This is a genomic window from Phenylobacterium sp., assembly GCF_030693805.1.
Lineage (GTDB): Bacteria > Pseudomonadota > Alphaproteobacteria > Caulobacterales > Caulobacteraceae > Phenylobacterium.
This window is the reverse complement of the sequence record NZ_JAUXZW010000388.1, coordinates 24,897-37,525: the sequence shown is the minus strand read 5'-3', so window position 1 is coordinate 37,525 and position 12,629 is coordinate 24,897. Positions and strand designations below refer to the sequence as shown.

13 protein-coding genes are annotated in these 12,629 nt (G+C 65.2%); 7 read left to right on the top strand and 6 right to left on the bottom strand.

Translation table 11 applies throughout. From position 1 onward, the window contains the following. From Q8M88_RS15540 to Q8M88_RS15525, 4 genes are all read left to right on the top strand, one after another. Positions 1 to 975: relaxase/mobilization nuclease domain-containing protein (locus Q8M88_RS15540; protein ID WP_305598059.1), on the top strand; the 975-nt coding region annotated here is incomplete at its 5' end. A 113-nt stretch (positions 976 to 1,088) separates the two neighbouring features. After that, positions 1,089 to 1,550, top strand: coding sequence for a mobile mystery protein A (locus Q8M88_RS15535; protein ID WP_305598062.1), 462 nt, complete (start codon positions 1,089 to 1,091; stop codon positions 1,548 to 1,550). After that, positions 1,547 to 2,140 carry a mobile mystery protein B gene (locus Q8M88_RS15530; protein WP_305598058.1) on the top strand — a complete coding sequence of 198 codons (594 nt, stop codon included), beginning with the start codon at positions 1,547 to 1,549 and terminating at the stop codon, positions 2,138 to 2,140. Before Q8M88_RS15535 ends, Q8M88_RS15530 begins: the two co-directional genes overlap by 4 nt. A gap of 129 nt (positions 2,141 to 2,269) precedes the next feature. Further along, positions 2,270 to 2,530: an AlpA family transcriptional regulator gene (locus tag Q8M88_RS15525; RefSeq protein WP_305598057.1), complete on the top strand. Its 261-nt coding sequence runs from the start codon at positions 2,270 to 2,272 to the stop codon at positions 2,528 to 2,530. A gap of 4 nt (positions 2,531 to 2,534) precedes the next feature. Here Q8M88_RS15525 and Q8M88_RS15520 read toward each other — a convergent pair whose 3' ends face one another. Together Q8M88_RS15520 and Q8M88_RS15515 are read right to left on the bottom strand one after the other, a co-directional pair. Next, positions 2,535 to 2,804 (bottom strand): ribbon-helix-helix domain-containing protein, encoded by a 270-nt coding sequence (locus Q8M88_RS15520; protein ID WP_305598056.1) that lies wholly within the window; start codon positions 2,802 to 2,804, stop codon positions 2,535 to 2,537. Further along, on the bottom strand, positions 2,801 to 3,466 hold the full coding sequence (locus Q8M88_RS15515) for an AAA family ATPase (RefSeq protein ID WP_305598055.1): 666 nt from the start codon (positions 3,464 to 3,466) through the stop codon (positions 2,801 to 2,803). The genes Q8M88_RS15520 and Q8M88_RS15515 overlap by 4 nt, the downstream gene beginning before the upstream one ends. A 307-nt stretch (positions 3,467 to 3,773) precedes the next feature. On the opposite strand from Q8M88_RS15515, the gene Q8M88_RS15510 reads away from it, so the two are divergent. Then, entirely contained in the window at positions 3,774 to 7,127 is a 3,354-nt protein-coding gene (locus Q8M88_RS15510) for a DEAD/DEAH box helicase (protein ID WP_305598054.1), read from the top strand. 100 nt (positions 7,128 to 7,227) lie between these two features. On the opposite strand, the gene Q8M88_RS15505 is transcribed toward Q8M88_RS15510, so the two are convergent. Further along, complete coding sequence (locus tag Q8M88_RS15505; RefSeq protein ID WP_305598053.1) at positions 7,228 to 8,292, bottom strand: site-specific integrase; 1,065 nt, start codon at positions 8,290 to 8,292, stop codon at positions 7,228 to 7,230. Positions 8,293 to 8,396: 104 nt separating this feature from the next. Here Q8M88_RS15505 and dusA point away from each other — a divergent pair, with 104 nt between their 5' ends. After that, positions 8,397 to 9,431: a tRNA dihydrouridine(20/20a) synthase DusA gene (gene dusA, locus Q8M88_RS15500; protein ID WP_305598052.1), complete on the top strand. Its 1,035-nt coding sequence runs from the start codon at positions 8,397 to 8,399 to the stop codon at positions 9,429 to 9,431. Here the strand turns inward: dusA and Q8M88_RS15495 are convergent. Next, positions 9,375 to 9,893, bottom strand: a complete 519-nt coding sequence (locus Q8M88_RS15495; RefSeq protein WP_305598051.1) for a TIGR02281 family clan AA aspartic protease — start codon at positions 9,891 to 9,893, stop codon at positions 9,375 to 9,377. The two genes, dusA and Q8M88_RS15495, sit on opposite strands and share 57 nt — an antisense overlap. 100 nt (positions 9,894 to 9,993) lie before the next feature. After that, positions 9,994 to 10,200, bottom strand: coding sequence for a DUF1289 domain-containing protein (locus Q8M88_RS15490; protein WP_305598050.1), 207 nt, complete (start codon positions 10,198 to 10,200; stop codon positions 9,994 to 9,996). Positions 10,201 to 10,369: 169 nt separating this feature from the next. On the opposite strand from Q8M88_RS15490, the gene Q8M88_RS15485 reads away from it, so the two are divergent. Next, complete coding sequence (locus Q8M88_RS15485) at positions 10,370 to 11,863, top strand: phospholipase D-like domain-containing protein (protein WP_305598049.1); 1,494 nt, start codon at positions 10,370 to 10,372, stop codon at positions 11,861 to 11,863. Here the strand turns inward: Q8M88_RS15485 and Q8M88_RS15480 are convergent. Then, positions 11,827 to 12,558, bottom strand: coding sequence for an endonuclease/exonuclease/phosphatase family protein (locus Q8M88_RS15480; protein ID WP_305598048.1), 732 nt, complete (start codon positions 12,556 to 12,558; stop codon positions 11,827 to 11,829). The genes Q8M88_RS15485 and Q8M88_RS15480 overlap by 37 nt on opposite strands. Between the last annotated feature and the right edge of the window lie 71 nt (positions 12,559 to 12,629).

The window sequence follows — 12,629 nt, the reverse complement described above, 5'->3', positions numbered from 1 at the left end:
CGGCAGCGGATTGTGCGGCCGCGCACCGTACTGCGCGCTTCGGCAGACACCGGCGGTGGCGCGCGGGCGCGTCTGGAGCGCATCGCCGGCCGCGCGCCCGAGGTGATGGTCAAGGTGACCGGTCGCACGCGGGACGGCGCGCATCTCCGTGCGCACCTGGAATACATCTCGCGCAACGGCCAGCTGGAGTTGGAAGGCGCCGACGGGGCGCTGATCGCAAGCCGTGGCGACCTGGTGGACCTCGCCGACGATTGGGGCGCCGCCGCCCGGGCCGACTTCTCCCGCCGCAAAGACTCGCCGGCCAGCCATTCGGTCATCCTTTCGATGCCGGCTGGTACGAACGAGATCGCGGTGCGGGACGCCGCTCGCGCATTTGCGGCGGACATGTTCGCAGGGGCGCATGACTACGTGTTCACGCTGCATACCGACACGCCACGCCCACATGTCCACCTGTCCATCTGTTCGCGTGGCCACACGGGGGAGCGGCTGAACCCTAAGAAGGCCGATCTGGAGCTCTGGCGTCAGACGTTCGCGCAGGCACTTCGCGACCGGGGCGTCGAGGCCGAGGCGACGCCGAGGCGCGCGCGGGGTGTCACCCGCAGGGCCGAGCGGACGCCGCTGCGGAAGATCCGGGATCGGGAGGAAGCCGGAAAGGGGCCTATGGGGCGCGTCCGCCGGACAGCTTATCGCGATGCGGCGGGGGCGGCCTTTCAGGGGAAGACCGATCGGACAGCATGGGAGCAAAGGATCGTCGCGCGACAACAGGCCGTCCGCGATCTCTACCTCACTCAGGCCCGGCTGCTTGGTCGATCGAGCGATCCGGCGGATCGAGCTCTAGGGGCGAAGGTAGAAGCGTTCGTTCGAAGCCTGCCCCAGCCCGATACCCAGCGCTTGGCGCTGGCGCGGGAACTCCGAGCGGCGAACGAAGCGATGCGCCATCGCCATCTTGGCGACGATCAGGAGCGTTCGCGATAACCCACAGGTGATCAAAATGGGCATCCCACGATAACATATGGATTATAGCATGTTTGAGTTTTGATAATGTTTAGGTTATAGAATGGCTCGCATTGAATAATGCAGAGGTTATCATGCCTGCCACAGACAGAGCGGCCCGAGCGCTTGATATGCGGCTCACGCTGGTGCGGAACTGGTCGGTCGCTAGACCGCCGCGCGGCTGGCTACGCGCCATTCGCGATGCCCTTGGCCTGACGACAAAGCAATTCGCCCGGCGTCTGGGCGTCAGCCAGCCGCGCGTCGTGGCCCTGGAAAAGGGCGAGGTGGATGAGACCGTCACCCTGGCAAGCCTGCGGCGCGCCGCCGAGGCGCTGGATTGCCAACTGGTCTACGTCATGGTGCCGAACCGGCCGCTTGTCGACATTCTTCGGGAGCGCGCGGAGGCCAGGGCCGACGAGCAACTTGAGAGCGTCGGCCACACCATGCGCCTGGAGAACCAGGCGCTCACGGTGGGCGATCAGCGGCGACAGCGCGAGGTGCTCATCGACCAACTGCTGCGCGGGAACCTGCACCGCCTGTGGGATGAGCCCTCGTGACCGACCCGCTCTTCGAGGCGGACGACGAGGCCAACACGCCGCTGACGCCTGAGGGGCGGCAGGGGCTGCTGCCTACCTACATCACGACCCGGGCCGAACTGAACGAGGCCGAGCAGGAGAACATCGCCGAGGCCGACCGCTGGGCGTTTTCCCGCAAGCGCAGCGATGTCGTGGACGTCGATTTCTTGATGGCCCTGCATCGCCGCATGCTGCGGAGGGTCTGGCAATGGGCCGGTGCCCAGCGGACCACCGAGCTCAACATCGGCGTCGCGCCGCACCAGATCGCTGTGAATCTCCACGCCCTGGTTGGCGACGTCCGCTACTGGATCGACCACCAGACTTTCACGCCTGATGAGATCGCAGTCCGTTTCCACCACCGCCTCGTTGCAATTCATCCCTTCCCGAACGGCAACGGACGTCACGCGCGGCTGGCCGCCGACCTGCTGATCAGACAACTTGGCGGGCAGCGGTTCAGCTGGGGTCGGGCGAACCTGGTGGAAGCCGCCCAAACCCGCCGAGACTATGTCCGGGCGCTGCAGGCCGCCGACGCCCACGACATCGCGCCCCTCCTGGCGTTCGCCCGCAGCTAGTGCCGCCCGCCCTCGACGGCGGGTAGACTTACGCCTTTCCCGCCGAGGCCACGCCTGGATAGGTGAGTCGCATGCCGTTCTCGCTTCGCGCAGTTGCGGACCTTGATCGGACGGCCAGGAGGATTTGCGATGTTCGAAGGCGCTCCCATGCCGCCCCGCCTGCTCCGGACCTCGGAAGCAGGGCGTTTCCTCGGCCTGTCGGGCCGGACGCTCGAGAAGCATCGAACCTATGGGACGGGCCCGACCTACCGGAAGATCGGAGGGCGGGTGGTCTACGCCATCGACGACCTGCAGAGCTGGGCGGATCGGGGGGCTAAAAGCTCGACTTCGGATCCTGGCCAGGGCCGCGTCCTGCCGGCCCGTCCTCAGGAGTCCCGCGCCTTCGGGTGATCGCTCACCGCTCGCCGAAGGGGTGCTTGCCGTACTTGCGCATCAGGTCGTCAAAGGCCTCGCCCATCAGCGCCTGAAGGCTCGCTCCCTGCTCAAGTGCCAGCAGATGCAATCCACGGCTCATCTCCGGACTGAAGTAGCCGCTGACAGCCTTCTTCCCGAGCCTGGCCGGCGCCTTTGTCGACGCGACCGGCGCGTCTGAATGGTCGGGATGCGGCGCCATGGCCGGCGCCGGCCTGGCCTTCTCCGACTTGATTGCGGCGAACCGGCTCATGCGACGTGCGCCGGCGTGTGAACAGGCTCACCTGCGGACATGCCCAGCTGTCCTCGTGTCCACGTCCAGAGCGCCCCGATCTCGCCGGCAGCCTTGCCGCCATGATCGAACTCTGCGGCCGTCTGGCCCTGCGCCGTGCTGTGGTGGAAGGCGGCGCGCTCCGGCAGCATGACCGGCGCAAGCTGGAGGCCGAAGGAGCCTTCGACAACCTCGGCGGCCTCCTTGTAGATCAGTGGGGCCTTAGGCGGCCCGGCCATCAGCACCACGAAGGCTGGCTTATCGCTGGCCTTGACCAGTTCCGCGGTCGCCTCGATCGCGGCGAGGTCGAACGCCTTGGGCCGGCAAGGGATCAAGATCAGGTCGGCGAGACGCGCGGCTTGCCGCGCCATGGCGTCGGCATGAGGCGGGGTGTCGATCACCGCCAGTTCCGCGCCCAGTTCCGCCGCCTTGCTCAGCTTGCCAGCGAGTAGGGAGGGCGCCCCGCAGTCAATAATCTCGGGGTCAGTCCCGCCGCGCCATTCACCCCACCGGCTGGCGGTCGCCTGTGGGTCCGTGTCCACGATGAGCGTAACCTTCTCGCCCGCCGCCGCGGCGGCCAGGTGGACAGCGAGGGTGGTTTTCCCGGCGCCGCCCTTCTGGCTGATGATTGCGATTGTGCGCATGTGGACCTCCTGACAGGAGGGCATGTGAACAGGCGATCAGAAGGGCGCTAGGGCTGGTGACGCGACGTAGTAGGACGGCGTACTTTCGGATGCAAAAGGGACGGCCAAGAACCGAACGACCAAGGCGGACGCTCGCCTAAATGCTCCCCTGTGACTTCAAGGCGAAGTTCGGTTTCGAGTGCTTTCCGGCGCCTACCTGAACCTAAAGGAGCCGCCAACTCATCGAACGGCGACGCTTACCTCGGCCCAATCAGCGCAAGCTGGACTAAGGGCCTATCATGGTCGCTCGTTTGATTCGGTGCGCGCCATGTTCGATCTATTCTCGACCAGAGCCGTCCTTCGATTGCCAGAGCGCATTGCTGTCTTTGGCCGGCTCTCAGGCAACCTCGTTCGTCGTCTGGCGGAGACTGAGCGGACGCTCGAAGTGGTGGCTTCCGAGCACACCTCGACCCATGGCCGAAGCCTCCGTTGCACGTCGGCCGACGGCTTCACTTTCGCGATCGTGGACCGCGACACCACCTCATTACAGGGGTGCTCGGCTGTTCTGAGGGTGGAAGACATCTCTTCCGTAGGAGCCGTTGTCGACCAGCTCAATTCGGGCAAGGGCAGCTGGATTCTTCCAAGGCCGAGGAAACCCGGCACTGGAGACAGAGCTCAAGTCGCGCAGGCGACAAATGCCATCGCGCTCGGGTGGAAAGACCAGCTTCAACTCGTGGCTGAGGATTTCGACGGCGAGCGGCAGGTGCGACGTGGACTGCGCCCTCCCCAGATCGGCGCGATCTACGCCACCAAAGCTCACTGGAGCGTTTCGGCCCTCCCAGCGACCCTGGTGCTCCCAACCGGCGCCGGCAAGACCGACACCATGGTCTCGCTGTTGGTCTCCGAACGAATCCGACGGCTCCTCGTCATCGTCCCTACCGACCCCCTCCGCCGGCAGATCGCCGAGAAATTCATGCAGCTCGGGGTGCTGAAAACCTTTGGCTGTCTCTCGGCGGACGCCGCGCACCCCTCCGTAGCTTTGCTGTCGCGAGGACTGAAGACGGTCGAAGATCTGGATGCCTTGGTCGCCGAGAGCAACGTCGTCGTCGCCACGATGCAGGTGCTGTCTGGTATGTCAGTGGAGCTCCAAGCCCGCTTGGCCGAGCTGATGAGCCATCTCTTCTTCGACGAGGCTCACCACATTGGTGCTAGGACCTGGCGGGACTTCAAGCTGCACTTTGCGCAGCGGACAGTCCTCCAGTTCACGGCGACGCCGTTTCGAAACGACGGCCGTCGCGTGGATGGCAAGTTCATTTACGTCTATCCGCTTCGGCGCGCGCAGCAGGACCAGCTCTTCACGGCCATTAAGTACGTGCCAGTTCATGGGTTAGATGTGCGTGACGCGGACCGTCAGATCATTGATGGCGTTGGTGCCCAATTGGAGGAAGACCTTGCTCGCGGCTTCAACCATCTGGTCATGGCGCGGACCAACAGTGTCGATCGAGCTGAAGAGCTTCATGCCGCTTACACGGCGAAGCTTCCTGAATACCAACCCCAGCTTATCCACAATAAGATGTCACCCTCACAACGGGCTTCAGCGTTGAACGAATTGAGAGCTGGCCGGTCCCGGGTGATTGTTTGTGTTGATATGCTCGGGGAGGGGTTCGATCTTCCTGACCTGAAAATCGCGGCGCTTCACGACAAGCACCGCAGCGAGGCGGTCACGCTCCAATTTGTGGGCCGATTTACCCGAGCGCGAAGCGATCTTGGCACCGCGACGGTCATCGCCAACGTAACCATCGACGACATGAATCAGAACCTTAAGGCGCTGTACGCTGAGGACGCTGATTGGAACCAGATCCTGTCGGTGATTGGCCACAGCCGAACCGAGCGCGAGCGCCGCCGGGAGGATTTGTTCGCTGGTTTCGCCAATCCACCCGAGACCTTCCCTCTCGAGACACTAGAGCCGCGCTTCAGCACCGTGGTGTACCGAACAAAATGCACTGAGTGGACGCCGGAGGCGGCCGCGCTGACTACAGAGCTCGGCTCCACGATCATTGAGCCCCCCGTGGTCAACGCAGAGGGGCGGCTAGTCATTTTCGTGCGCCGTGATGAGGAGCGCCTCCGCTGGACGTCGGTGAAGTCGGCGCGGAACGTTGAGTTCAATCTTGTGATGGCTCACTGGGACGCCGACCAGGAGCTATTGTTCATCAACAGCTCAAAGCTCGGTGACCTCCATCTCGATCTTGCCAAGCGCTTGGCTGGTTCGGATGTCGAACTCATTCGCGGTGAGGACGTGTTCCGTGTCCTGCATGGGTTCCGCCGGCTGGTCCTGATGAACCTCGGGCTGAGCGAAACGCAACGAAAGCCGGTTCGCTACTCCCAGTTTATGGGCTCCGATATCGCTGATCCACTGGACACACTGGCAGGCAACCGGTCACGGACGAAGACCAACCTGTTCGGGCAGGGTTATGTGGACATTGAGGATCATGACGAGAACGGAGCCGTAGTAGGCTCAACGCCGTCCAAGGAAACCATCGGCTGTTCCGCGAAGGGCAAGATCTGGTCCTACCAAAGCACCAACAGTTTTTCGGAATGGATCGACTGGTGCCACGCCTTGGGCGCTAAACTCCTCAACGAAAACATTACGAGTGAATCTATTCTCAGGAATATCGTTCGCCCCAAGCGCATCACAGTGATGCCTGAGGACAAGATTCCCATCGCCATCGCTTGGCCTGAGCGCTTCCTTTACGACGTCGAGGATCGCATCTTTCTAGAGATTGGTGGCGGCGATGCCGCGGCCTTTTTTAACTGCGAGATCGAGCTCACGGCTTTTGCGCCGGCCGCTCCCATTAGGTTCCGAGTCACGGATGGTGTTCGCTCCGCTCAGTACTCGCTGGCTGTTTCGAGCGGGGGTGTCACGTATTCGCAAGTAGGCGGGGACCAGGTGATCGTTCGTCGTGGACGCAAGGAGACGCCCCTCCTGGATGTGTTCAGGGAGGATCCGCCCCATGTGTATTTCGCGGACGGCGACATGTTGGTTGCGACGGAGCTGTTTGTGCTTCGCCGTGACGATGACTTCACCCCATACGATCCTGCGAAGATCGAGGCGGTTGACTGGACGGGAGTGAATCTGCGGCGCGAATCCCAGGGTGCAGACAAACGGGCCGATTCGATTCAAGGGCGCATAATTGAACGGCTGAAACGGACCGCCGCGCCATACGATGTCATCTTCGACGACGATGGCGCCGGCGAAGTTGCTGATGTCGTAGCGTTACGTCGCTCCGGTCGGACACTGACTGTCGACCTGTTCCATTGCAAATACTCGTCCGCGGCCGCGCCTGGCTCTCGGGTCGAGGATCTCTATGAGGTGTGTGGCCAAGCGCAGAAATCCGTGCGCTGGGCCGAGCGCTTCGACGAGCTTCTGCATCACCTTCGTCGACGCGAGGTTGATCGCCAGAGACGCGGGAGCGCCACGCGCTTCGAACAAGGGAACATGGCGACGCTGATTGGTCTCATCGGCCACTGGCGGGAAATGCGTCCAGAATTTTCCGTGACGATCGTTCAGCCGGGTTACTCGCGCTCTAAGGCGGCGAAGGCACACCTGGAACTGTTCGCGGCGACAGAGTCGTATCTCATGGAGACCTGGCGGATGCCGCTCACGATCCTCGCCAGCGCCTAGTCGATCGGCTGCACGAACCGCAGCCGATGAACCGCTCAGCGAATGTCTGTTCTCCGGCCTGATCCCAACGTCCGCGCCTGCGCTGATCGGATATCCCGGCTTAAGCTGCCGCCTTCTTGTCCGCTATCGCGTGCAGCGCTTCCGGACGAAGGTGCGTGTACCGTCGCAGCATCTTCCAATCCTTGTGGCCCGTGACCAGCGCCACCTGTTGAATTTCGAACCCCGCCTCGAAGAGCCGGCTGGTGCCCTCATGACGCAGGTCGTGGAAATGCAGGTCCTCGATCTTCAGATCCTGGCAGGCGCGCGTGAACGCCGTGCCGGCGGACTTATGGGCGTAGGGGAAGATGCGGTCGTCTTCATTGCCCCGGATCGCGCGCTGCTCCGCGATGAGAGCCAGGGCATCGAACCCGGACACTGAGAGGAGGGGTATGCGCTGGTCGTTTCCCCTCTTCTCGCGCGGGTCCTTGCGGTCACGGATGGTCAGCATCTTAGTCCGCGTATTCAGATCGCTCCAGGTGACGCGGCAGATCTCCTCCTGTCGCATGGCCGTGGCGACGGCGAACTTGATGATCCGGCTCATCGGGATGACCTGGCGGGGATTGCCGTCAAAGTGAGCGCAGAGCTTCTCCAGCTCCTCGTCGGTGGGCCGCCGGTCCCGCTCCTTACCCTTCCCGACCAGGCCCAGGCGCTTGAGCGCGATCCGGGCCAGGTCCACCGGCTCGACACGCACGGGCAGGCCATGAACGGCCGCGGCGTGCGACAGGATCAGCTTGATCATGCCGATGTCGATGCTGAGGGTCATTGGGCCGGCACCCTCGGCCGCTCGTTCGCGCCCGAAGGCGAGAATGCGTTCCCGATCCAGCTCCACCATGTTCCGGCTGCCCAGCCGACGCTTCAACATCGCGAGGGTGGCGTCCTTCGATCGGCCAGGCGGCTTACCGACATCCTTCATGTCGTCGATGTGCAGATCGATCAGGTCGCCGAACGTCTGAAGCTTCCCAACCTTGGAAAGCGTCGGCGTCTCGCCACGATCGATTTGCCGCTCGGCGTCGATGCCCCACTTCTTGGCGTCGTCGTAGCGGACGAACGTCTCGCTGACGGTTCGTCCTTTGCGGCGGACCTGGACGCGCCAGGCACCGGATTTCTGTTTTCGGATCGATGCCATTTTGGGTGCAAATCCGGTGCAGTGGGATGTCGAAACGTGGCGAAAAGGGTCGAAAAATAGCGTAGGAAGGCGGACGCCGGTCAGCGCCGAACCGGTTGATTTGTATGGGGAAAGTGACGCAATTTCAAGCACATAGATTGTCCATTGCACCCATGATGGACTGGACGGATCGGCATTGCCGGGTGCTGCATCGGGCTCTGACGTCGCGCGCGTTGCTGTACACCGAGATGCTGACCGCGCAGGCGGTGCTGCACGGCGACCGGGCGCGGCTGCTGGGGTTCGATGCGTGCGAGCATCCCGTGGCCCTGCAGCTTGGCGGTTCCGATCCCGAGCTGCTGGCTGAGGCCGCGCGACTGGGCGAGGCGGAGGGCTACGACGAGATCAACCTGAACGTCGGCTGCCCGTCGGACCGGGTGCAGAGCGGGCGGTTCGGGGCCTGCCTGATGCGCGAGCCCGAACTGGTCGCCGAGTGCATGGCGGCGATCGGGGCGGCGGTTTCAGTGCCGGTGACGGTCAAATGCCGTATCGGCGTCGACGACCAGGACCCGGAGGAGAGCCTGTTCAGCCTGGTGGACCTGTGCGCCCAGGCAGGCGTGCGCACCTTCGTCGTGCATGCGCGCAAGGCCTGGCTGAAGGGGCTGTCGCCGAAGGAGAACCGCGACGTCCCGCCGCTGGACTACGGACTGGTCTACCGGCTGAAGGCCGAACGGCCAGAGCTGACCATCGGCATCAACGGCGGGATCGCCTCGCTGGAGGAGGCGCGGACACATCTGGAGCATGTGGACGCGGTGATGCTGGGCCGCGCGGCCTACCACACGCCGGCGCTGCTGGGCGATGTCGACGCGGAGGTGTTCGGCGGCGACGTGCGCATCGACGCATTCGAGGCGGTGGAGCGGTACCGGCCCTACATGGCGCGCGAGCTGGCCCGCGGGGTGCATTTGCCGGCCATGGCGCGGCACATGCTGGGGCTGTTCCATGGCGCGCCGGGCGCGCGGGCGTGGCGGCGGATCCTCACCGTCGAAGGCGTGAAGCCGGGGGCCGGCCTGGAAGTGTTGGACGCCGCGTTGGCGGCGGTAGCCGGATCAGGGTCGAAGGATCAGCGCCGAGCGGGTGGCCTCGAAGCGGGAGAGGCGGCCTAGGTAGGTCATGCCTAGCAGCGAGGCGTCGAGGCCCTTTTCGATCACCAGGGCGTCGACGTCGTTGACGCGCGCGCCGGCCACCGAGACGCTGGCGAGCTTGATCGCCGCGCCGCGTGCGGGTCCCGCAGCGGTGGTCACCGTATAGCGATATTCGAGGTCCTTGGGCGCGAAGCCCAGGCGCAGCGCGTCCTCTGGCGTCAACGCCACGGCGGTGGCGCCGGTGTCGACCAGGAAGCGCACGCGCGCGCCGTTGACGTCGGCTTCGGCCCAGTAGTGGCCGTCGCTGGCCTTGCTGATCTGGGCGGCGTGATCGGCGGCGGGCTCAGGCGCGGCGCGCGCCACCATCGCCGATTGCTGGATCTGCGCCGCCGGCTCACGCGCGGCGGTCACCGCCTCGACCGCCTTGGCCGCGCCGACCGCGAAGATGGCGCTCGCCATGGCGATCACCGTTAGCTTGAGCATTTCGACACCCGCCTCATCAAGGCCTGCGGCCGTTCTCGGCCTGTTGTGAGGACAAGATAGCGGGGTTGCGTTTGCAACCGATGAATCCGCCGCTAAGTCCTTATTTACCTAGTTTTTCCGGGGAGATAAGCGTTTCGCGTGAAACGAGCTCGGCCATGATCCGGGCGCGCTCGGAATCGGGCAGAGCGCCCCATCCGGCGATCTCGCCGATGGTGCGGAAACAGCCCAGGCACAGGCCGCTCTCATCGTCGATCGCGCAGACGAGGATGCAAGGCGTGGCGATCGGTCTGGGGGGCTGGACGGCCATCTTTGGGTTACTGGGCGCAGGGCCAAATCATGGCAAGCCTCGGCTGCGCAACAAACCTGCGCGGTGGAGCTTTAGCTTGCGTGGTGCGAACGCCCTGTCACCTTCGATAGCAAGCGTCGCGCCCCGTAATGCGACCCGAGGGGCGCCAGTTGAGAACGGTCGAGCGGTCATGAGCGTGCTTCGTCCCGGCGAGACCTGTTGGCGGCAAGCCCACGCCGACCGCGCGGCGTTCCTGATCGACACCGAGGCCTATTTCGCCGCGGTGTTCGCCGCAATCCAGAAGGCGAAGCGCTCGATCCTGCTTCTGGGCTGGGGATTCGACCCGCGCACACGGTTGTTCCCCGACGGCTACGATGTCCCGGGCGACCCGGACGAGGTGGGCCGCGTCCTGGTCGAACTGGCCTGCAGCCGGCCCGAGCTTGATATCCGGCTGCTGATCTGGAAATCGGCGCTGCCGATCAGCGCCAGCCAGCAGTTCTTCCCCCACAAGGCGCGCAAGTGGTTCGAGAACACGCCGGTGCATTTCCGGCTCGACGACCAGGTGCCGTTCGGCGCCTGCCACCACCAGAAGGTGCTGGTCATCGACGAGGCGCTGGCGTTCTGCGGCGGGGGCGATATCGCCGTGGACCGCTGGGACACGCCCGCCCACCTGGACGACGACCAACGCCGGATCATGCCGGACCAGGACCATCACGCGCCCAGGCACGAGGTGATGATGATGGTCGATGGCGACGCCGCCCGCGCGCTCGGCGACCTCGCCCGGATCCGCTGGTTCCGCGCCACGGGGGAGACGCTGGAGCCGCGGCCGGCCGATGGCGATCCCTGGCCCGAGCACGTGCCGGCCGCGATCACCCATGCCGAGGTCGCCATCGCCCGCACCGAGCCCGCGTGGAAGGCCCGCGCGCCGGTCGAGGAGATCCGCGATCTGACGCTGGAATCGATCTACGCCGCCAAGAAGCTGATCTATCTGGAGAACCAGTACTTCACCTCGCCCGTCGTCACCGAGGTGATCGCCCAGCGGCTGGGCCAGCCCGATGGGCCAGCGGTGGTGCTGGTGTCGACAGGCGAGGCGCCCAGCTGGTTCGATCGCCTGACCATGGACCGGGCGCGCGCCGCGCTGATCTGGCGGCTGCGGGCGGCCGACGTCTACGGCCGGTTCCGGGCGCTGCGGCCGATCACGCCAGGAGGCGTGACCATCATCGTCCATTCGAAGGTGACGGTGGTGGACGACCGGATCGTACGGGTTGGCTCGGCCAACCTCAACAACCGCTCGGGCGGCTTCGACACCGAGTGTGAACTGGCGATCGAGAGCGGCGATCCGGAGACGCAGATCGCCATCGGGGCGTTCCGTGACCGGCTGGTGGGACACTTCATCGGCTACACGGGCGAAGCGGTGGCCAGGGCGAGCGCGGAGCTGGGCGGCATGGTGGCGGCGATCGATTCGCTGAACCGGGAGGGCAGGCTGGCGAGCATCGAGCCCGCGCCGATGACCCCGTTCGGAGCTTTCGTGTCCCGCTACCACCTGGGCGACCCGGCCAACGTCAGCGACTCCTGGCGGGTGGGGCGCAGGCGCGAGCGGCTGTACAGCGAGGCCCGCGCGGTCACCAGCCTGCACGCGCTGGGCCTTCAGGCTAATTCGAAGTCCATCACCAGCGGCAGGTGATCGGAGGCCACGCGGGTCAGGGGCTCGAACGGCGCGAATACGTCGAGCACACGCACCTCGGGGCTGACGAACACATGGTCGATGCGCAGCACCGGTAGCGGCGAGGGGAAGGTCGAGGTGGCCGATTTGTGCGGCGCAAGACCGCGGGCGGGCTTCAGCCGCGTGGTGAGCGTGCGGTAGACCAGCGAGCTGGCGGTGGCGTTGAAGTCGCCCAACAGGATCGTCGGGCCCTCGCATTCGGGGTGCTTCAGCCAGCCCTGGCCGGCCAGGCAGGCGGCCTGAAGCTGCTGCTCGCGCGGCACCAGGCCCAGGTGGGTGTTGATGATCTGCACCTTGCGCCCATCGATCTCGACGCAGATCCACAGCGCGCCACGTGGCTCCAGTGAACGCATTCGCGCATAGCCGGGCAGGGGACCGACCTGCATCAGCGTTTCAGGATAGGTCGTCAGGATCGCGTCGCCGTACTGCTCCTCCTCGACGCGAAGGGCGGCGTGGAAGTGGCAGGCCATGTCGAGCCGCCGCCCGATCTCGTGCGCCTGGTCGACGCCGCCAGTGCGCGCGCGGCCGACGTCCAGCTCCTGCAGCGCAACGATGTCCGGGTTGAGACGCGCCAGCACGTCGGCGATCCGTCCGACGTCCAGCCGGCGGTCCGCGCCAACGCAACGATGCACATTGTAGGTGACGATGCGGGCCATGGGTCGTCCTGCGCGGCTTCCTGGGCGAAGGCAAGGCGGTGAACGGCTGGGCGCGCCGCCGGTTTCGCACG

Coding starts and splice junctions, on each gene's coding strand:
- Q8M88_RS15535 (WP_305598062.1), top strand. CDS start 1,089: ATGCCTGCCACAGACAGAGCGGCCCGAGCGCTTGATATGCGGCTCACG.
- Q8M88_RS15525 (WP_305598057.1), top strand. CDS start 2,270: ATGTTCGAAGGCGCTCCCATGCCGCCCCGCCTGCTCCGGACCTCGGAA.
- Q8M88_RS15520 (WP_305598056.1), bottom strand. CDS start 2,804: ATGAGCCGGTTCGCCGCAATCAAGTCGGAGAAGGCCAGGCCGGCGCCG.
- Q8M88_RS15515 (WP_305598055.1), bottom strand. CDS start 3,466: ATGCGCACAATCGCAATCATCAGCCAGAAGGGCGGCGCCGGGAAAACC.
- Q8M88_RS15510 (WP_305598054.1), top strand. CDS start 3,774: ATGTTCGATCTATTCTCGACCAGAGCCGTCCTTCGATTGCCAGAGCGC.
- Q8M88_RS15505 (WP_305598053.1), bottom strand. CDS start 8,292: ATGGCATCGATCCGAAAACAGAAATCCGGTGCCTGGCGCGTCCAGGTC.
- dusA (WP_305598052.1), top strand. CDS start 8,397: ATGGGGAAAGTGACGCAATTTCAAGCACATAGATTGTCCATTGCACCC.
- Q8M88_RS15495 (WP_305598051.1), bottom strand. CDS start 9,893: ATGCTCAAGCTAACGGTGATCGCCATGGCGAGCGCCATCTTCGCGGTC.
- Q8M88_RS15490 (WP_305598050.1), bottom strand. CDS start 10,200: ATGGCCGTCCAGCCCCCCAGACCGATCGCCACGCCTTGCATCCTCGTC.
- Q8M88_RS15485 (WP_305598049.1), top strand. CDS start 10,370: ATGAGCGTGCTTCGTCCCGGCGAGACCTGTTGGCGGCAAGCCCACGCC.
- Q8M88_RS15480 (WP_305598048.1), bottom strand. CDS start 12,558: ATGGCCCGCATCGTCACCTACAATGTGCATCGTTGCGTTGGCGCGGAC.